We start from the raw sequence: 20598 nt of genomic DNA, 5'->3' as shown, positions 1-20598 counted from the left end.
ATTTATCTACCAAAACTCATTATTGCTACAAAACTCAACCCCATATAAACTCAGCACCCAAAATAAAACCTTCTGATCTGGGGTTCCCTATCTTTTAGTTTTTATCCTGACTCAATCCATCAAAGTCAGTCTGAAAGCTTTGCAAAAACCGCCGAAAAGTAATATCTAAAGCATCAGCGGCTACATGAACTTCCTCTGATATTTTTGGTATTGGTTGAGAATTTAAACTTGAAACCACTACTGTATCTTCTTGTGCTAATTTGTGGTCAAGCTTTCTAAAAAATCCATCAAGCCAAGGAAATGGTAAAACATTGCGATATAACACCCGTTTAACACGAGTCGTATGATCATCAATAGGTAGGTGAGCCACTAAAACGCCAAACTTGACATCAAACCTACTACCGCGACCCACACTAATTTCTGCCAGAGTAACATTAGGTAGATATAAGGTCAATTTTGTTTTCAGTTCTGGTCGTCCACCCAGTAAAAAGTTTAAGAAACTTTTGGAGTTACCTAAAGATTCATAGTTAACCTTAGCCACAGCACCCCAATCATATTTATCAACTTGATAGTTAATAGTTGTATTTATGGGTATTCTCTGCCCAAAAGATTTTTTATGGACGGCGATTACATGGGTAAAATCAAGATTAGCTTCCATGAGCCGAGCATAGTTGGCATTATCTATACTATCGTCATATACAGGGCGCATAGTCGATACCATGTACTCTGGAAAAGTCGGTAAAGGAGGGCGTTCTGTTGCTGGTAAATCACCATAAAATAGCCAGACAAAACCATATTTTTCCTGGGTTGGATAGTGAGGAACACGAGCTTTTTTAGGTACAGGGGCACCAGGTGGATTAGAGGGAATTTCAATACATTCGCCATCAGCTTGAAATTTCCAGCCATGATAGGGACACCGGAGACAATCCTTTTCAATCCAACCCAGAGAAAAAGCAGCCCCGCGATGGGGACATTGGTCATTTAAAGCTACTATTTCTCCTTGAGAGTTGCGATAAAGAACAAATCTCTGATTTAACATCAAAACTTGCTTTGGCTTATTGGTAATTGTAGAACTAAATTCACAAGCATACCAAAAGTTTTTCAACATCAGCGCCTTTACTTCCTTTTTCGTTGTGTAATTGGCGTAACGGGGAATTACTTTTTCATAATTATTAGCCTCACAAGTGAAAATAAATCAAATCTATTTTGTCAATGACCGTTCTCGTTGATTTTGATGATAATTCAAACCCCATCCCATAGCTAAATATTTTTGTCGTATCTGGCGATAAGCCAGGTTCATAGCATCAGCAGCTACATGAACTTCAGTTGTTAAATTATCTGGGATTAATTGGGGAATTTGTGACTCTGTGACTATTTTATCTTCTAAACCAACTTGATGATGAAACTTGATAAATAATCTATCTGCCCAAGCATAGGTAAAGAAATTACGCAGTTGAATTCGTTTACTAATGGTTCTCTGGTCATTAACGGGAACATGAATAGCATAGTTGATAATTTTACCACGACCAAAGTCACTTTCAATTTTAGTTATATTGGGTAGGTAAAAGCTAATTTTGGCATTTAATTGTGTCTTTTTTGGACGGAAAAAAGATTTAAAGATGCCATTTTTGGGCTGGGTATAATTCCTGTAGATAATTTTGGTACTTATGCCCCAATCTTCATCTTTAATGACATATTCATCTACTGTGGTATCCTCTGCCAAGCCCGCACCAAAGGAATTACCATGAACTGCATAAAGATGGGCGGGGTCAAGTGCATTTTCTATGACACGGGTATAGTGAGTTTGCATCTCATATTCTAAATAAATTGGATGCATTTTGGGGTCTTGATATTCTGGGAACGGAGGAATGGGTGGACGTGATTCTGCTGGTAAATCTCCGTAGAATATCCAGACAAAACCATATTTTTCTTGTACTGGGTAGCTCTTGACATTAGCTCTGGGTGGAATTGGTGTTCCCATTTCATTAGCAGGGATTTCTACACATTTCCCATCGGCTTGAAATTTCCATCCATGATAGGGACAACGGATACAGTTGTCTTCTCGCCAACCTAAAGATAATGCTGCACCTCTATGGGAACACTGGTCTTTTAATACAACTACTTCGCCTTGAGAATTGCGATAGAGAACAAATCTCTGATTTAACATCAAAACTTGTTTAGGCTTGTTAGTAACGGCTGAGGTAAATTCACAAGCGTACCAGAAATTTTTTAGCATTTCTCAGCTTTGAAATAAATAATTGATTGGAGTTTTGTGATCCTAAATTTTTGGCTAAAAATCGGTTTTTATGAAGCTATTGCTGATTTTTGTGGCTTTTAGTCTGTAGTTTGGCGATGAAACATTTTTTGACAGATTTTTTCTGCTGTCTTTTGCTTACAGGTATTTATTGCAGCTAATTTAAGCAAATTGAGATCAATTTGCTTGCTATTGCGCCTGTGATATTCATTTGCTGGTGCTGACACTTTCTGGATGCTATAGCCTTTGTTATGTGTCATCTTTCGGATAGATTTACTTCTCTTTCCTGGGGTACAGGTGATACTATACCAATTAACTGATGCATTAGTCAACTAGTTAATATTTTTCCCTGATGAACCATTACACGAATAAACTGGTTAATAAGTTTATTACTTGGAGTATAGTGTGGCACAAGGAGAAGCTTCGATTCGGGTTTACCTTCCCCCTGAAATTAAAGACAGGTTTAAAACAATTTGCTTTTTTAAAGGATTGAATATGTCTGATGTTTCGGCTGAACTTATTGAAGATTGGTTAGCTAAAAATGAGATGGAACTACCAAATTCCGCGAAAATTTCACCATCGCCCACAGGTCAAAATGGTAATAGGTCAGCATGATTCCAAAAAGTTGATTAAATAAGCTGCAACTGTAATTGTAGTTCTGCTCTGGGTGTGTAGTTACACCGGGGTAGTTAGTTGTTAAAGCTTGGTATGCTATTATGCCAACCTGGAATAACTGCTGATGGATTTGGTGATAATTGGGTAACAACTATGGTTGAAACCCTGATGTAGCAATATTTTCATGGATTATATTGCATAAATTTGACCGCAATACCAGCGCCGACCAGAACCGTCTGGTTTTAGACATGGGGGTAAGGCGCTGGCGAGTTTATTCGCAGTCACGTTGACACTGACAAAAAAAGTATCAAGACTGGGTATGGGTGCAAAATTCCTCCCTATTCCCTAGTTATATCCATCCCCGGCTATAGGAAAAGTGTAATCTGAGAACAAAGGTAGATCCGGATTGTCGCGGCGGGTTTCTTCATCCAGAACATGGACGACTTTGTTATAAATGTCTTCTGCTTGTTGTGGGGAATCGCCAATACTGGTTAATCCCAATTTACCAAACTGGGAAAGACAACCCATAAGATGAAAAACCGTCCCTGTTTCGGTACCGCTATCAAAGTGCAGCCGGTGATGGGCGATAATGTCCATCAAATCGTTGGGTAGTAATCCCCGATATGGGTCTTTTTGCAGGTTGTCGGTGGCTATATAGTATTTAGGCCGCCCTTGTTGACTGTAAAATAACCCTGTGGCTAGGTCGTAACGTCCGTTGGTTAATAATTTCAGGGTCATAAAGGGGTGAGTTGTACCACCCTTACGTAAGTTAATTTCAATGGCTTGAATGTCCCATTGGCCATTTCCTTGGTCAACGGTGATGAAATCTACGCCAAATCTTTCTAATGCGCCTTTTTCGGCGAGTTTTTTACCGATTTTTAAACCAAATTCCTGCAATTGTAACCGATAGCTAGAATCAGCGGGAAATTTACAACCTAGATAAATCTGTCCGTCTGGACCGCCTAGAATTTGGTCATGGGTGGAGAGAATTTCTACTTCTCCACTAGGTGTGATGCGTCCTTGGACACTGGGCGATCGCTTATTTTCTCCTTCTATAAATGCTTCTGCGATCGCCCCTAGTTCCCTAATCCGTGCGCGAAAATTCCCCCAACTTTCTTTTGCGGACTGAAAGCGCATAGTGGAGAAGCGATCGCCGATTGTGGCTATTGTTTGGCTGCGAGGAACTTTCCCTGGTGCTACATCCATGATGGGGCGCAAATCTAATAGGGCGTTTCCTTCTCCAGAAATTCCTTCATTGAGTTTGATTACTATTCTTTGTAGTGTTGGTTGGCGTTCCCATAAATCACTAGCAACTTCTGCCAAATTTTGGTGATTCCATACCTTTTCGCTACCGTCTGGTAATGGTACTCCACTTTCTGCAAATATTTGGCGACTACCGCTTTTTGTCCCCCAGGTCTGTAGGTTTGGGGCGACTGCATATAATGGTACATTTAATTGTAAAGATAATTCCGCCTCTAAAAATGTGGAGTTGTAGCAGGTCATAAAGGATTTTTCTAGCCTTAATGCTTGGCGAATCCGCTCTAGCAACCGGGGACGTTCTAGAATTTTGGCGGTTAGAGGTCTGAGGGAAGCATCATAAGTGGAAAGTAGTAACAGGCGATTGCGGGCATGGGAAAATGGGATTCCTGGTAATAATTGTAAATAGTAATCAATAATACTAGGATGCAAGGGCATGGAAGTGACATAAATTAGTCTAGTGCGGGGATTTCGCAACCGCATCAAACAAAATAGTAATCTTTCTTCATAATGCTCACAGCCTTCTACTTTATGCAGTTCATGCTGGTCGATGCTCAGGGAGGGAATAATTAAAATATCCGCCTCACTATTGTCAAATAGTTCAATAGTCGGCCAGCGATCGCATAAACTTAACTGAAGATGCCGAAACTTATCAATTTTGTCGGAATCTGAAATATTCAGCGTCACCATAATCCCTAGTCCGTCTTGATTCCCAAAACTGCTTTACCTCTCTGGTATATACTAAAAAGCATCACATACCCCGAATGTGCAACACTTCTTTGAGTACTCAGTTAAGCACTAAAAACACCTAATTAACTCAACTTAAAAAAACTTAATAAGCAGATTCAATAGTTATCAAACAGGTGTTGGATGTATTGATGTTTAACTATATTGACCTACTTAATTATAAGTAAACGCGAATAAATTAAATGTATAGAGATGTTACGCAGGATGTTTGAGTTGAGTTAATGGGTCAATTACCTTCTAAAATGTAAAAATTAACTAAAAACGTTTATTACTGTACTTGTTGTTCATGTCCGGAGGGGAATCATGGGACGTCCAATAATTTTGGGAATTGTCGGTGACAGCGCCGCAGGTAAAACAACACTGACCAGAGGAATTGCTCAGGTACTAGGACCTGAAAATGTCACCGTCATCTGTACCGATGATTATCACCGTTATGATCGTCAACAACGTGCAGAAATTGGCATCACGGCGCTGCATCCTGACTGCAATCACCTCGATATTATGCAGCAGCACTTATCCCTCTTACGCACCGGACAGCCCATTCTCAAACCGGTTTACAGCCACAAAACAGGTACATTTGAGCCGCCACAATACATCCGACCTACGAAGTTTGTGATTATTGAAGGGTTGCTCGGTTATTCTACTCGGGTAGCTCGTGAAGCCTACGACGTGAAGGTATATTTAGCGCCCCCGGAACCCCTACGCGCCCAATGGAAAGTTAAACGCGATACCCAAAAGCGGGGGTACACTCCTGAAGAAGTTTTGGCAGAACTAGAAAAGCGTGAACCAGATTCAGAAAGTTTTATTCGTCCCCAACGACAATGGTCTGATATAGTGGTGAGTTTTTATTCCCCTAGTGATGATGTTGATGATGGCAATGGACATTTAAATGTGCGGTTAGTGTTACGACCGACAATCCCCCATCCTGATTTTACCTCAATTCTGAACTTAACTGATGGTAATTCTGATTCGGCAATCCGTTTAGGGTTAGACCGGGATATGAGTAAACCTGTGGATGTGCTGGAAGTTGATGGTCACGCGACTTTAGAACAGGTAAGTAAATTAGAGCATATTTTATGTTCCGATATGCCTTACTTACTCAACGTGTGCGATCGCGAAGTTAATCCCGAACTAGGAAAAGTTGCGGGAACTACTGGGGAAACTTTGCAAAGTTATCCTCTGGCGCTCACACAGTTGATTATTACCTACCATATGCTCAAAGCTACCCAGATGTATCAGTAAATTGGGACTTAACTGTACTCAATACAATAGGGGGTTTTTGTGAGTTTTGTTGCCCATAATATAGCAATTACCAAGCTAATTCAGCCAAAGCCACAGCCCCCCAAAGGGGTGCATCATCACCCAAAGCGGCCGGAACAATTGTCAAATCAATTTCTGGTAAAGCTGTTTTTCGCGCCGCTTTGCGGACTACATCCCACCAATTATCCCCTGATTTAATTACACTTCCACCTAAAATAAACAAGTGGGGGTTAATCAAATTCGCCACGTTACCAATACCCACACCCAAAGCCCAAGCACCTTTGAATAGAATCTCCTGGGCTAATTCATCACCTTGGGATGCAGCAGCACTTACTACCTTTCCCGTAATTAAATTTAAATTATTACCTACCAACCTGCGTAATATTTCGCCTCTGTGGGGTTGATTTTGCAAAGTTTCCCGCATATTCTGCGCCATATAAGGGCCAGAAGCTAACCGTTCCACACATCCGCGCTTTCCACACAAACACACAGGACCAGCAGGATCTATAACCATGTGTCCAATTTCACCCGCCATTCCCCCCATACCCCGCCAAGGCTGGCCGTTGATTATCCAACCACCACCTACACCAGTGCTAATGGTGATATAAAACAAGCTGTTGTTTCCTATACCAGCACCAAAGCGATATTCTCCTAAAGCGGCGACGTTAGCATCATTATCTACACTCACCGGAACAGTAAATTTATCTTGTAGTAAATCTTGAAGGGGAATATTTTCCCAACCTGCAACATGATGAGACAGTCGCACAGTTCCAGTGGTGGCGTCTACGGGTCCGCCAAAACTAACACCAATTGCATCAGGTTTTTGTGATTTTAGTAAAGAGTCAATCAGCGAGTACATGATTTCTAGGTCGGTGGTAGCATTACCATCATCTGGAGATAAACAACTTTCATGGCGTAACCATTCCCTAGAACCAATATTTACCAGTGCTGCGGCCAACTTCGTACCGCCAAAATCTAGGGCCAAGATTAGTGTCATAATGTCTCAACAAGAAAAAATATTTTTGTGGAATTTACAGCTTGAAAACTCGTTCTCATTACTGGCAATTATTACCTTATCTGAAACCCCATTGGCAAAATATTACTAAGGGATTTGTGGGGATTATCGGTTATGTACTGGCGACTTTAACCTTAATTAATCTTGCGGGTAGATTGGCTGAACCCTTTGGTAAGGGTGATATAGTAGCGATCGCTCAATTAGCCGGAATGCTGCTTTTAGTCTTTTTGGTGCGGGGCTTTTTTCAGTCTGTGCAGGATATGTACATGGCTAAGGTGGCTTTAAGGGTAGCTTTTGACCTCCGCAAGCGGGTTTACTCCCATCTGCAAAAACTGGATTTGAGCTATTTTGAAACGGCAAAAGCGGGTGATTTATCTTACCGCCTCACTGAAGATGTTGACCGGGTGGGGGAAGTTGTGAATAAGGTCTTTCACGATTTTATCCCCTGTATTTTGCAGCTGGTGGCTATACCCGTCTACATGATCTACCTGAATTGGCAACTAACATTAGCTACAGTGATTGTAGCGCCACTGATGGGAGTTTTAATTGGCTGGTTTGGTGAACGTTTACGCAAGTACTCTGTTAAAAGTCAAAATCGTGTTTCTGGGTTATCGGCAATTCTCACGGAGGTATTTAGCGGTATCCGTTTAGTCCAAGCTTTTGCGGCAGAAAATTATGAAATTGATCGGTTTGGAAATGAAGCAGAACGCAGTTTTCAAGCTAAATACTCCGCCGAACGCCTCAAAGCAGTTCAAATACCTATAGTGGGGTTTCTAGAGGCTGTCAGTGCCATATTTTTATTAATAGTGGGTGCATGGCAAATTGCCCAAAATAACTTGACGGTGGGAGAGTTTTTTAGTTATTTAACTGCGGCGGCGTTGTTAATTGACCCTATTGGTCATACTACTCATAACTACAACGAATTTAAGCAAGGTGAAGCATCCGTTGACCGGGTTTTTGAGTTGATGGCTATTCAACCGACGATATTAGAAAAGTCTGAGGCGATCGCTTTACCGCCGGTGAAAGGGCAAGTAGAATATTGTCATGTGTCTTTTACCTATAAACCAGGGGAACCTGTATTAAAAGATATCAATTTGTTGGCATTACCGGGTGAGTCCATCGCTTTAGTGGGTGCTTCCGGTGCTGGTAAAACTACCTTTGTTAATCTCCTACCTCGGTTTTATGACCCCCAAGCAGGTAAGATTTTAGTTGATGGTGTAGATATTCGCGATGTTAAGCTTTATAGTCTGCGGCGACAAATTGGTATTGTTCCCCAAGAAACTGTGATGTTTTCCGGAACTATTGCCCAAAATATTGCTTTCGGTCAAGATAATTTTGAGATGGAAGCAGTCACCGCATCTGCTAAAATTGCCAACGCTCACCAGTTTATTAGTCAGTTACCAGAGGGTTACTATACTTGGGTGGGTGAGCGGGGGGTAAATTTATCCGGTGGACAACGCCAAAGAATCGCGATCGCCAGGGCGGTATTTCTCAACCCGCAAATTTTGATTTTAGATGAGGTTACATCTGCTTTAGATTCTGAGTCGGAAGCATTAGTACAAGAAGCATTAGAAAGACTGATGGCGAATCGCACGGTGTTTATTATAGCTCACCGCTTAAGCACTGTCCGCCGATGCGATCGCATTTTAGTGATGGAAAAAGGGAAAATTGTTGAATCAGGAACCCACACAGAATTATTAGCACTTAACCAACGCTACGCCCGATTTTATCTCAGACAGCAACAAGGTCATCTACCCACAGAGAGTTCAAAAGAATGTTGAAAAAAATTCTGGTTTTTATGGTTCTTTGTGGTGCGGTAGTAGGATGTCAATTCTTCCCTGGGAATACCAATCATACCACCACTAGGGTCTTGAGAATTATAGACGGCGACACTATTGAGGTGAAAAGGGATGAACAAACAGTTACTGTACGTTTAGCTTGTATCGACGCACCGGAGCGAAAACAGAAGCCCTGGGGGAGTAGATCAACTGCAACATTAAAACAATTACTGCCTATTGGACAAGATGTCAGCCTCAAACCCCTATATACTGATGAATATAATCGCTTAGTATCTGAGGTGTTTGTGGGCGATCGCAATCTTAGCCTAAGTATGGTCGAAGAGGGGCAAGCTGTAGTTTATCACTATTTCCTGCGCAATTGTCCAGAGTTGAGAAATAGTTTATTGCAGGCCGAGAAATCTGCAAAGAGTCAGAAATTAGGTTTTTGGAATCAACGCCGCCCTCAAATGCCTTGGGATTTTCGGCGTTTCAACAAATAGTTTAAACAAATAATACAATACGGCGGATTTGATCTAATTGAGGTAGACCAGGGCGGTCAGGATGCGTACCTCACTATAGTTTGACAATTAATATCTGTATTTTATACTGTCAAATATTCACCCAAACAAAAAACGCCCCCCATTTCTGAGAGGCGGTTTCGATTCAGCTAAACTTTATGATTAACCGTTGATTGCAGGAGCAGTCAAAGCAACAGGAGCAACTTCACCAGCAGCCAAGTCTAAGGGGAAGTTGTGAGCGTTACGCTCGTGCATTACTTCCATACCCAGGTTAGCGCGGTTGATGACATCAGCCCAGGTAGCGATGACGCGACCTTGAGAATCAATTACTGATTGGTTGAAGTTGAATCCGTTCAAGTTGAACGCCATGGTGCTTACACCCAGAGCAGTAAACCAGATACCGATTACAGGCCAAGCAGCTAAGAAGAAGTGTAGTGAACGGCTGTTGTTGAAGGAAGCGTATTGGAAGATTAAGCGACCGAAGTAACCGTGAGCAGCTACGATGTTGTAGGTTTCTTCTTCTTGACCGAACTTGTAACCGTAGTTTTGAGATTCGGTTTCGGTTGTTTCACGTACTAAGGAGGAAGTTACCAAGGAACCGTGCATTGCAGAGAACAAGGAACCACCGAATACACCAGCTACACCCAACATATGGAAGGGGTGCATCAGGATGTTGTGTTCTGCTTGGAACACGATCATGAAGTTGAAGGTTCCAGAGATACCTAAAGGCATACCATCAGAGAATGAACCTTGACCGATGGGGTAGATGAGGAATACTGCGGTAGCTGCTGCTACGGGTGCTGAGAAGGCTACACAGATCCAAGGACGCATTCCCAAGCGGTAGGATAGTTCCCACTCACGTCCTAAGTAGCAAGCTACGCCAATCAGGAAGTGGAAAATTACCAACTGGTAAGGACACCGTTGTACAACCACTCATCTAAGGATGCTGCTTCCCAAATGGGGTAGAAGTGCAAGCCGATGGCGTTGGAGGAAGGAACAACAGCACCAGAGATGATGTTGTTTCCGTAGATTAAGGAGCCAGCTACTGGTTCGCGGATCCCATCGATGTCTACTGGAGGAGCAGCGATGAAGGCGATAATAAAGCAGGTGGTAGCAGCTAGGAGGGTGGGGATCATGAGGACTCCGAACCAACCGATGTAAATCCGGTTTTCGGTGCTGGTGATCCACTCGCAGAAGCGATCCCATACGTTGGCGCTTTGGCGCTGTTGTAAGGTTGTGGTCATTTGTTTATGATTGCGGTTATGTATGTATGAATGAGACAGGTTTGTTTTCTGTCTATGACACTACTTTACAATTGTTTACAAATGTTTGGCAAGGGGTATTTTTTTAATAAAAATTATGCTTGATGTAAGTTTTACTTATCATTAGCTCAATTCTGGAGGAGTTTCTCAAAGAGGCGATCGCATCTGGGGAATTAAAAGCCAAGTTAATAGGTAGAACCTGGCGCATTAAGCGTAATGACCTGGATGAATATGTTGACAAACTTTTTTGAATCTCGCCAAATAGGGACAAGTAGAAACTCGCCAATAGCATAGAGTCAGTAAAACAGTGGCGGGGTTTGACGATATTCTCTAGCGAGTGGGTGGTAGCCATATATAGAAACCGCCTGTAATGACTTTTACTCGTTTCCATTAATTCCACTTCCGGTGAGGGAAGCGGTCTTATATTTATAACAATGGAAGAGTCTAGATTAGACCGTTTCCATTAATTCCACTTCCGGTGAGGGAAGCGGTCTTCCTGAATTAATGCTACAGGAGTTTAAGCCTCTACTCTCCTTGGCGCAAGTCAGGGTGAGCAAGTTTTGATTGTGAATGTAGAATCTCCCTGGGTTTAGCACTAAGACTGTCAATACCTCATAGATAAATAATGGTTTTCATAGAAAGAAATTATAAATTGACTAATACAGCCAATTTTCGGGATAGATATAAGGTTTTGCTTATATGAGCTATATAATATTTTTTTAATAATTCCTGTCTTTGGATTAATTTTTTCCATCTAAAGGCGGTATGCTATTTGTAATCAAACAGTTGCTCCCCAGTTGCAACTGCAAAAATAAAACTGGGTAGATAGTTCTGTATGATTGTGTTTCAAGGTAACTAGGATTTATCCTGAACTAGAACCTTAATTCACAATTAATGTAAATTATCCAACATAATCACAAATCAGCAATATATTTTATAATTGCTGTTTTTTGTACTTAGAAAACAGTTAAGCACTGCTTGAGGAGCATTGACAAATGTATTTTGAGAAAAATGTTTTAATCACACTAAAATGCTAAGAGCCAATCTTTAGCTCAAGATTAATATATTCATCTGACCAACATAAATCTGCAAAAGCTGTTAATCAATGAGATTTATTTGTAATTTTAACAGCTCCAAGTTTTCGGCTTGTATCAGCAAAAAGCCAATACCAAATATTTTCGCATACAAATAAGCTGGGTATCTAAATTTTGAATTGGTACCCAAGATTATTAATGCCAAATTAACATGGTTGCATTATTGTTGGCCAAGTAAATTTATTGACAGATGAAGACAGGTATTGTGCTTAGATTTAATGGGTGAAGTGCCTCACTCCTACCTTACGTAACTCTTTAAAGTTCATTTAGTTCATCCACAAAAATGCTCCTCGTTAGAGGAGTTACAAGGAGGTATTCATGGATTTTTTGTCCTTATTTTTCACTGACTTTATTAAGCAGTTGCAGTCCCCAACACTCGCCTTTTTGATTGGTGGGATGATCATTGCCGCCCTTGGTAGCGAATTGGTAATTCCAGACGCGGTTTGTTCGATCATCGTCTTCATGCTGCTGACCAAAATCGGTCTGACTGGTGGAATTGCGATCCGCAACTCCAATCTGACGGAAGTATTGTTACCGGCATTGTTTTCTGTAATCACAGGGATTGTGATTGTATTCATCGCCCGCTTTACATTGGCCAAGCTGCCTAAGGTCAAAACAGTAGATGCGATCGCTACTGGTGGGTTGTTTGGTGCGGTGAGTGGCTCTACTATGGCTGCTGCCCTGACACTACTGGAAGAACAAAAAATCCCATTTGAAGCATGGGCTGGCGCACTCTATCCCTTCATGGACATCCCGGCGCTAGTAACTGCGATTGTGATAGCCAATATTTACATCAACAAGAAGAAGCGTAAAGAAGCATCCGACTCTGCCATGCAGGAGTCTTTCAGCAAACAGCCCGTTGCGGCTGGTGATTATCCCAGCACTCGGCAAGAGTATCTCAGCCAACAGAAAAATCCCGGTGATAATAAAGTCAAAATATGGCCAATCATCGAGGAAAGCCTCCGGGGTCCTGCCTTATCAGCAATGTTGTTAGGTCTCGCTCTTGGCCTGTTCGCCAGACCAGAAAGCGTCTATAAAAGCTTCTATGATCCTGCTTTTCGTGGCTTGCTCTCCATCTTGATGCTGGTAATGGGTATGGAGGCTTGGTCAAGGGTTGGCGAACTGCGTAAGGTAGCTCAATGGTACGTTGTGTATAGTGCGATTGCACCATTTATACATGGTTTAATCGCCTTCGGTTTAGGTATGATTGCCCACTACGCAACAGGATTTAGCATGGGCGGTGTCGTCGTCCTGGCTATTATCGCTGCCTCTAGTTCAGACATCTCAGGTCCTCCTACATTGCGAGCCGGTATTCCTTCCGCTAATCCATCAGCTTATATAGGCGCGTCCACAGCAGTCGGTACGCCAATTGCGATCGGCTTTTGTATCCCTTTCTTTATCGGTCTTGCCCAAGCAATAGGTGGCTAATCCCAGAAGGGTCTTTGTCTGTTGGCGCTCCCTTGACCCGGCAGACTAAGCAACTCAGTATATAATATCAATTTACGTAAGTAAGGAGGTAAGCAATATGTCCAAGCGTGCCAACAAGCTCGTCATCGTCACGGAAAAGGTTCTGATGAAAAAGGTCGCCAAGATCATTGAAGAATGCGGAGCGACTGGTTATACAGTGGTGGATACTGGTGGTAAAGGTAGTCGCAACGTCCGCTCTACAGGTAAACCCAACACTGCTGACACTGATTCTAATGTGAAGTTCGAGGTACTCACCGAAACACGGGAGATGGCGGAGAATATCGCAGATAAGGTCGCAATTACATTTTTTACCGATTATGCGGGCATGATCTATATCTGTGAAGCAGAGGTACTGTACGGAAGACATTTCTGTGGACCAGACGGCTGTTGAGTCGAAATGAAACGACGCAGACCTAAAAGGCCGGGACATGACCCCGGTTTTTTGATGGACGTTACTCAAAACGTTTAAGAACTATAGAGATTCTTGTTTATTCCAAAAATGTTAAATTAATTTTGCTCACGTACTTAGTATCATCAGTCTTGACAATGAGACGAGAAGGCTAAACAAGTTTTAAAATACCCAGAAATACAGAAAAAGTTGTAACTTTTGCCCAAAAATGACTGTAGTTATTACCGGTATTATCAGTTCTTTCACAGCAAAAGACCCAGAAAACGGTTTGGCTATGGCTTTTACCGTAGTCATGTTAGCAGGGTTATTTCAAATCATCTTTGGTGTTTTCAAGTTAGGGAGATATATCACCCTCATGCCCTACAGTGTAATTTCTGGCTTTATGTCAGGAATTGGGGTGATTTTAATTATTTTGCAAACAGCACCTTTCCTGGGACAGCCAACTCCTAAAGGTGGAGTTTTAGGAATAGTCAAAAACCTACCTGATCTCTTAGCGAATATCAACCCCATTGCTTTGATTTTGGGTGTGATGACGGTAGCAATTATTTATTTAACGCCGTCATGGGTGTAACAGCTGTTTCCATTAATTCCACTTCCGGTGAGGGAAGCGGTCTATGTATACATAAACAATTAGATTTCAAGGAAAAAACTGTTTCCATTAATTCCACTTCCGGTGAGGGAAGCGGTCGAACTACGCCATGAGCGAGAGAGGTAGCGGCAGATAGTTTCCATTAATTCCACTTCCGGTGAGGGAAGCGGTCTTCTGCCACTTCTCAGTGGTATGAAAAGAGGCAGTTTGTTTCCATTAATTCCACTTCCGGTGAGGGAAGCGGTCCCCTCCATTTTAAACACAGTCCCAGTAAGAAGTCTAGAGGCACTTTCCGATAGCGATAGCGTGGCGTTAGCCAGGTTCAATAAACTTAACGGCTGAAATGGACTTTAGCATACTAACAAAACTCCTGAAACCTTTACCCAGCAAGCGACCGAGGTTAATCGGCACTCGCTAGATTGAGGATGTCAATACATGAGAATCACTATTTCAGCTATTTTGATTGAACTTCCGTAATAGTTGACTGGTGCATTACAACAGGATTTAGGCGAAGCGCTGCTGTAAGCCATATACCCCAACCCTTTGTAAGGTGAGGGGTCAATACTACTCTAAAATTTTTATATTCTCAAAAATCTATCTAAAGATAGATGACAAGATTACCTAAATAGTATTACCGAGATTGACTAAACAGTCAAGGTCGGTCTAATCGCGCTTTAGCTGAAACTCACTTTAGTCGCGGTTTTGCTTACTCTCTTGGTAAACAGTTACATTACCAAAACCAAAAGCGCCCATCCGGTAGGAAGGGCGCTTTGATCAAGCAGAGACAGTATTATTTAAGTTTCTTAACCTGAATCTCTTAGCCGTTGATTGCAGGAGCAGTCAAAGCAACAGGAGCAACTTCACCAGCAACCAAGTCTAAGGGGAAGTTGTGAGCGTTACGCTCGTGCATTACTTCCATACCCAGGTTAGCGCGGTTGATGACATCAGCCCAGGTAGCGATGACGCGACCTTGAGAATCAATTACTGATTGGTTGAAGTTGAATCCGTTCAAGTTGAACGCCATGGTGCTTACACCCAGAGCGGTGAACCAGATACCGATTACAGGCCAAGCAGCTAGGAAGAAGTGTAGTGAACGGCTGTTGTTGAAGGAAGCGTATTGGAAGATTAAGCGACCGAAGTAACCGTGAGCAGCTACGATGTTGTAGGTTTCTTCTTCTTGACCGAACTTGTAACCGTAGTTTTGAGATTCGGTTTCGGTTGTTTCACGTACCAAGGAGGAAGTTACCAAGGAACCGTGCATTGCAGAGAACAAAGAACCACCAAATACACCAGCTACACCCAACATATGGAAGGGGTGCATCAGGATGTTGTGTTCTGCTTGGAACACGATCATGAAGTTGAAGGTTCCAGAGATACCTAAAGGCATACCATCAGAGAATGAACCTTGACCGATGGGGTAGATGAGGAATACTGCGGTAGCTGCTGCTACGGGTGCTGAGAAGGCTACACAGATCCAAGGACGCATTCCCAAGCGGTAGGATAGTTCCCACTCACGTCCTAAGTAGCAAGCTACGCCAATCAGGAAGTGGAAAATTACCAACTGGTAAGGGACACCGTTGTACAACCACTCATCTAAGGATGCTGCTTCCCAAATGGGGTAGAAGTGTAAGCCGATGGCGTTGGAGGAGGGAACAACAGCACCAGAGATGATGTTGTTTCCGTAGATTAAGGAGCCAGCTACTGGTTCGCGGATCCCATCGATGTCTACTGGAGGAGCAGCGATGAAGGCGATAATAAAGCAGGTGGTAGCAGCTAGGAGGGTGGGGATCATGAGGACTCCGAACCAACCGATATAAATCCGGTTTTCGGTGCTGGTGATCCACTCGCAGAAGCGATCCCATACGTTGGCGCTTTGGCGCTGTTGTAAGGTTGTGGTCATTTGTTTATGATTGCGGTTATGTATGTATGAATCAGGTAGGTGTTTGTACCTGTTGTTTACATACTAAATCAATTGTTTCGATTTGTAAAGTATTTTGACAAATATTTTTACAAAAAACTTAACATAAGTCTTAAACCCTTACTCTGTAAGGATTTAACCCTTTTGCGGTGTAACACTAGAGTGTAAACATAAATCTAGTCCCCTCCCCTGATTAAGGGGAGGGTTAGGGTGGGGTAAAAACTTTGGGATATATATATAGATATATAGTGTTTTATGCCAGTTTCTGATTCTGCCATTGTTACCTATAGTCCCGCTTATACTATTGTTCCGACTTACGAATGCTTCAACCGCTGTACATACTGCAACTTTCGCAGCGAACCGGGTCAAAGTCCCTGGATGACCTTATCGGAAGCGGAAAAGATTTTGCTACAACTTCAAAGCCAGAAAGTATGTGAAATCCTCATTCTCAGTGGTGAAGTCCATCCCCGTTCACCCCTGCGTCAGCAATGGTTTGAGAGGATTTATGATTTATGTGAGTTAGCTTTGTCTCTGGGATTTTTACCACATACTAATGTGGGAATCCTCAGTTTTAGCGAGATGGAACGGCTAAAAAATGTTAATGTTTCCCTGGGTTTGATGCTGGAACAGTTAACCCCAGCACTGTTACATACAGTTCATCGCCACGCACCCAGTAAGTTACCAGAAACTAGATTACAACAGTTAATCTGGGCCGGAGAGTTGCAGATTCCTTTTACTACGGGGTTACTTTTAGGGATTGGGGAAACTCAAGATGATTGGTGGGAAACCTTAAACGCCATATCTGATTTACATCAACGTTATGATCACATTCAAGAGGTAATCTTACAACCCCACAGCCCAGGAAATCAGCAAAGCTTTGACTGGGGAGCTTTTGACCCCCACCAACTACCGGGGGTGATTACTAAAGCACGTGACATTTTACCGCCAGATGTCACTATTCAAATTCCCCCAAATTTAGTTACAGATCCCCAATGGTTACTAGCTTGTATAGCAGCTGGTGCGAGAGATTTAGGGGGGATTGGTCCAAGGATGAAGTAAACCCTGATTATCCCCATGGGGAGGAACAGGGTTTAAAAGCGATTTTACAATCTGCGGGGTGGGAGTTAGTACCACGTTTACCTATATATCCCCAGTTTGATCATTGGTTGACTGGTGATTTACAAGTAGCTGTAGAACAATGGCGCGGTTAACCTATTTGACCCTCGATAATTTGAATCTCTTCTGCTGTTAAGTTGTAAAGTTGATAAACCACTTGGTCTATTTCTGCTTCTAATGGGGTTGTGTTTGCTTGGGGGTCTGCTTGTTTGATGGTGAGAATTTGCTCAACTAGTTGTTTTAATAATTTCTGCTGTTTTTTTGTAGCTGTGGGTATGGGTATTTGAGAAACATACATCGGCTTAAATTCTATAAATCCTCCTTGCCTTGTTGCTGCAATTTGTTTAATGGCAAATTGTGTGATTTTGGAATTTAAAATCGCCAATATGTATTCATTTTCGGTTGAAATTACTAAATTGGCAGGTGCAGAAAGATAAAAGCCTTGTTTGGCAATAGCAAATTGTGGTTTTGTCGCCAAATTTCCCCATATAATCTTAGGTTGCTCAAATTCTTTCCAGTAAATACAAGAGCGTAATTCCCAAAAGAATTTACCCTGGTCGCATCGCTTAATTAATGATTCCCTAAATTGCTCAAAATGTTGATAAATTGCCGGATATGTTTTAGCAAAAATTTTCTCTGCTTCCTTTTGGGATTTATCAGACCATGGATGTTTTTTATTTTCTGAAGATTCTATTTTAATGAGATACAAATCAGCAAAATTAACACACCAACGCTTAACATCCCGACCGCGTAAAAAAGGCTTTAACACCTCACCAGAGGAAGGATGGTCATCAATCAATTTATCACGGGTAGGTCGATCTACCACAAAAGCCTGATTCAATCCTGTAACAATCCCACGGTAAAACCTACCCTTGACATATTCCCCTAAAGGTTGACCAATATTGCGTAGTTTCCCCAGTAATTCCAACACCTGAGAAGATTCTACCCTCCACCCATCAGGTTTTAAACTCTCCTGGGGAATTATCAAACCTTGTTCATCCAACACCCTGGGAAACTGCGCTATATTTTCTTCTATAGCTCTATCCCAGGATAAAGCACGTACCTGATTACCCTGAGATTGTAACTTACCTAAAGCAATAATACTCGGATAGGCGATCGCCTCCTCAAACACCGGAAAATCACCAAAATCGATTAAATTATAAATTGTAGTTTTCTGTGTTAACAGTCCCCGCAACCTTTCCCCATAACCAGCGCGAAAATACTTATTAGAAGAAATATAAGTTAAATGACCCAGTGGTTTTAACAACCTGAAACCCAGTTCATAAAAATAGACAAATAAATCAGCAGTACCCACATAACACTCATAATTTTGTTCTAAATTACCCTTTAGCTCCTTAATTTCCTCCTGTCTAATATAAGGAGGATTACCAATCACCACATCAAACCCCAGAAACACACCATGGTCATCCAACACCTCCGGAAACTCAAAGCGCCATTCTAGGGAATTTTCGTAAATCCTACCGCTTTCTATCTCCTCAATTTCCCCCCTTAACTGGGAAATCTCATTATTTAACTTGACAATTTTTTTCTCCCGCGTCTTCTTCTCCCCCTTCGTCTCCTCAAACAACAAAACCTGATTTTCTAAATTATAAAGCTCAACCTCCAACCCTCTTAACTTCTGTTTATTCGGGTCTATTCCTTGTAGTGTATTCTTTAAATTCCCCTTAATATCATCAATCAACCTTTCCATCTCCCGCTTCTGCTGCTTATTTTCCGCATGGCGATAAGTTTGGACAGCATGGCGATAACCATCTATAGTGTATTTCTTCTTCAAAGCTGGTTTTAAATCACCATCCAACCTAAAACGACTAATCAAAGAATTACCACACTTAATATTAATATCAATATTCGGTAAAGTTTCCAACTGACTGGAATTACTATCACCTTGATAATAAGCATTTTTTAACAACTCAATCCACAACCGCAAGCGACATATTTTCACCGAGTTAGGATTAATATCTACACCAAACAAACACCCCTCAATAATCCTCTGTTTTTCATGAAACAGCGCTTCCTGTACCCGTTGACTTTCCTGGCTTTGGGGATTATACTCAAACAATAAACCATCATCATCAGTCACAACTAACTCATCATTCACCACCTCAACTTGATAATCTCTTAAGGTTTTCCCCTGTCTATCCAACAGGATTTTTAACTCACTCTTCACCGCAATCACTTCATTCAGAGCCGAAACTAAAAAATGTCCTGAACCCACAGCAGGGTCACAAATCTTTAAACTATTAATAATTTGATTAGCTTCTTGTTTATCCCTAATTTCCTCATATAATTGGTCAATATCTTGACAATTCCACCCCTTTACCTGATTAAACTTCTGTACCACAGCGCGGCGAATTGTTTCCCGACACATATACATAGTAATGAAACCGGGAGTAAAGAAGGAACCATCTTGATATCCGTTAATTTTCTCAAAAATCAAACCCAGTACAGCAGCATTAATTAATCTTTTATTCTCTTCCTGGATATCTTCGGAACCTTCACTACTAAAGTCATACGCATTAAGAAATTCTAGCAAATACTCTAAAGTCCTGAGTGACCCTGTGCGTTTTTTCCCGTTGCTGTCTTTTAAGACCGTACCATCAAAAATAATTAGATGCTCATCTGTGAGGTTGCTAATAAAAATAGTTACCTGTTCAATATCTGTAGGTTCAAACAGGGAACTATTTAAATAGGGAACATGGGTAAATATCTTTTGTAAATTCGGGTTTCTTTCCTCTGGTTGACGCGCTAGCACACTAAAGAACAGACTATTTAAATCGTCATAATTCTTAACTTTATCTAAATTCAGGAAGCCAAAGGATGTATCATACTTATGGTAGCGAATTAATTGGGCTTCTAAGAGTTTGAGAAACAGTATGCGATTAATCCAAGTAATTGCTAGTTCTAAAGCAACATTAAATAGTTTATCTTGCTCAGTTAGTCCAAATTGCTCTGGTTTTTCTATGCGGGATATTTTATCTAAACTGTCAAGTTGGGAAATTGCATTTTCAATCAGTGAACCGGGATTTCTGCTACCTGCTTTTTGACGCTGGATGACTTTTTTACCACCTTCCTTAGTTTCTGTTAACCCGATGATATGTAATAATTCGCTATAAAAACCTTGATCCAGGGTGTTGCTGTCGTTTTGATTTCTGTAGGGTTTAAGTTTGAGGAAGGCTTTATTTAATGCTTGTCTGGGGATAATTTTAGTCATTTGTAGCTCAGGTTACTATAAAGACTGATTGTAAAACTTGTGTAGCTTGGGTGGGGTGCAGATGTTA

General features: G+C 41.6%; 12 protein-coding genes and 4 pseudogenes. 8 read left to right on the top strand and 8 right to left on the bottom strand.

Annotated elements, in window-relative coordinates; all coding sequences use genetic code 11:
• Positions 1-94 precede the first annotated feature (94 nt).
• Together AC6IZ0_RS11985 and AC6IZ0_RS11980 are read right to left on the bottom strand one after the other, a co-directional pair.
• The gene (locus tag AC6IZ0_RS11985) at positions 95-1108 is read right to left on the bottom strand and encodes an aromatic ring-hydroxylating dioxygenase subunit alpha (RefSeq protein WP_497723076.1); all 1014 of its coding nucleotides are present in this window, start codon (positions 1106-1108) and stop codon (positions 95-97) included.
• 93 nt (positions 1109-1201) lie between these two features.
• The gene (locus tag AC6IZ0_RS11980) at positions 1202-2236 is read right to left on the bottom strand and encodes an aromatic ring-hydroxylating dioxygenase subunit alpha (protein ID WP_497723074.1); all 1035 of its coding nucleotides are present in this window, start codon (positions 2234-2236) and stop codon (positions 1202-1204) included.
• Between the two features lie 423 nt (positions 2237-2659).
• Between AC6IZ0_RS11980 and AC6IZ0_RS11975 the strand changes: the two are divergent.
• A pseudogene (locus AC6IZ0_RS11975) lies at positions 2660-2743 on the top strand (hypothetical protein); the annotation flags it as partial.
• 471 nt (positions 2744-3214) lie between these two features.
• Here AC6IZ0_RS11975 and AC6IZ0_RS11970 read toward each other — a convergent pair.
• The gene (locus AC6IZ0_RS11970; RefSeq protein WP_497723073.1) at positions 3215-4816 is read right to left on the bottom strand and encodes a peptide ligase PGM1-related protein; all 1602 of its coding nucleotides are present in this window, start codon (positions 4814-4816) and stop codon (positions 3215-3217) included.
• A gap of 360 nt (positions 4817-5176) precedes the next feature.
• On the opposite strand from AC6IZ0_RS11970, the gene AC6IZ0_RS11965 reads away from it, so the two are divergent.
• The gene (locus AC6IZ0_RS11965) at positions 5177-6115 is read left to right on the top strand and encodes a phosphoribulokinase (RefSeq protein ID WP_271733054.1); all 939 of its coding nucleotides are present in this window, start codon (positions 5177-5179) and stop codon (positions 6113-6115) included.
• A 67-nt stretch (positions 6116-6182) separates the two neighbouring features.
• Here AC6IZ0_RS11965 and AC6IZ0_RS11960 read toward each other — a convergent pair whose 3' ends face one another.
• Positions 6183-7130, bottom strand: a complete 948-nt coding sequence (locus tag AC6IZ0_RS11960) for an ROK family protein (protein ID WP_497723071.1) — start codon at positions 7128-7130, stop codon at positions 6183-6185.
• A gap of 41 nt (positions 7131-7171) precedes the next feature.
• Here AC6IZ0_RS11960 and AC6IZ0_RS11955 point away from each other — a divergent pair, with 41 nt between their 5' ends.
• Together AC6IZ0_RS11955 and AC6IZ0_RS11950 are read left to right on the top strand one after the other, a co-directional pair.
• The gene (locus AC6IZ0_RS11955) at positions 7172-8929 is read left to right on the top strand and encodes an ABC transporter ATP-binding protein (protein ID WP_497723070.1); all 1758 of its coding nucleotides are present in this window, start codon (positions 7172-7174) and stop codon (positions 8927-8929) included.
• The gene (locus tag AC6IZ0_RS11950; RefSeq protein ID WP_271733061.1) at positions 8923-9426 is read left to right on the top strand and encodes a thermonuclease family protein; all 504 of its coding nucleotides are present in this window, start codon (positions 8923-8925) and stop codon (positions 9424-9426) included. Before AC6IZ0_RS11955 ends, AC6IZ0_RS11950 begins: the two co-directional genes overlap by 7 nt.
• Positions 9427-9606: 180 nt before the next feature.
• Here AC6IZ0_RS11950 and psbA (AC6IZ0_RS11945) read toward each other — a convergent pair.
• Together psbA (AC6IZ0_RS11945) and AC6IZ0_RS11940 are read right to left on the bottom strand one after the other, a co-directional pair.
• A pseudogene (psbA, locus tag AC6IZ0_RS11945) lies at positions 9607-10688 on the bottom strand (photosystem II q(b) protein).
• 103 nt (positions 10689-10791) lie between these two features.
• The gene (locus tag AC6IZ0_RS11940; RefSeq protein WP_497723068.1) at positions 10792-11058 is read right to left on the bottom strand and encodes a hypothetical protein; all 267 of its coding nucleotides are present in this window, start codon (positions 11056-11058) and stop codon (positions 10792-10794) included.
• Positions 11059-12118: 1060 nt separating this feature from the next.
• Here AC6IZ0_RS11940 and AC6IZ0_RS11935 point away from each other — a divergent pair.
• From AC6IZ0_RS11935 to AC6IZ0_RS11925, 3 genes and pseudogenes are all read left to right on the top strand, one after another.
• Positions 12119-13228: a sodium-dependent bicarbonate transport family permease gene (locus AC6IZ0_RS11935; protein ID WP_271734156.1), complete on the top strand. Its 1110-nt coding sequence runs from the start codon at positions 12119-12121 to the stop codon at positions 13226-13228.
• 97 nt (positions 13229-13325) lie between these two features.
• The gene (locus AC6IZ0_RS11930; RefSeq protein ID WP_271734155.1) at positions 13326-13658 is read left to right on the top strand and encodes a P-II family nitrogen regulator; all 333 of its coding nucleotides are present in this window, start codon (positions 13326-13328) and stop codon (positions 13656-13658) included.
• Positions 13659-13884: 226 nt separating this feature from the next.
• Positions 13885-14238 (top strand): annotated as a pseudogene (locus AC6IZ0_RS11925) (SulP family inorganic anion transporter); the annotation flags it as partial.
• An 844-nt stretch (positions 14239-15082) separates the two neighbouring features.
• On the opposite strand, the gene psbA (AC6IZ0_RS11920) reads toward AC6IZ0_RS11925, so the two are convergent.
• Entirely contained in the window at positions 15083-16165 is a 1083-nt protein-coding gene (psbA, locus tag AC6IZ0_RS11920; RefSeq protein WP_497723067.1) for a photosystem II q(b) protein, read from the bottom strand.
• A gap of 273 nt (positions 16166-16438) precedes the next feature.
• Here psbA (AC6IZ0_RS11920) and cofG point away from each other — a divergent pair.
• Positions 16439-17394 (top strand): annotated as a pseudogene (gene cofG / locus AC6IZ0_RS11915) (7,8-didemethyl-8-hydroxy-5-deazariboflavin synthase subunit CofG).
• Here the strand turns inward: cofG and AC6IZ0_RS11910 are convergent.
• Positions 17391-20531 (bottom strand): class I SAM-dependent DNA methyltransferase, encoded by a 3141-nt coding sequence (locus AC6IZ0_RS11910; protein WP_497723066.1) that lies wholly within the window; start codon positions 20529-20531, stop codon positions 17391-17393. The pseudogene cofG and the gene AC6IZ0_RS11910 sit on opposite strands and share 4 nt — an antisense overlap.
• Between the last annotated feature and the right edge of the window lie 67 nt (positions 20532-20598).

This window comes from Anabaenopsis sp. NIES-4685 (genome assembly GCF_059725405.1).
Note: the sequence above shows the minus strand (reverse complement) of the source record. Positions and strands in the feature narration are given on the sequence as shown.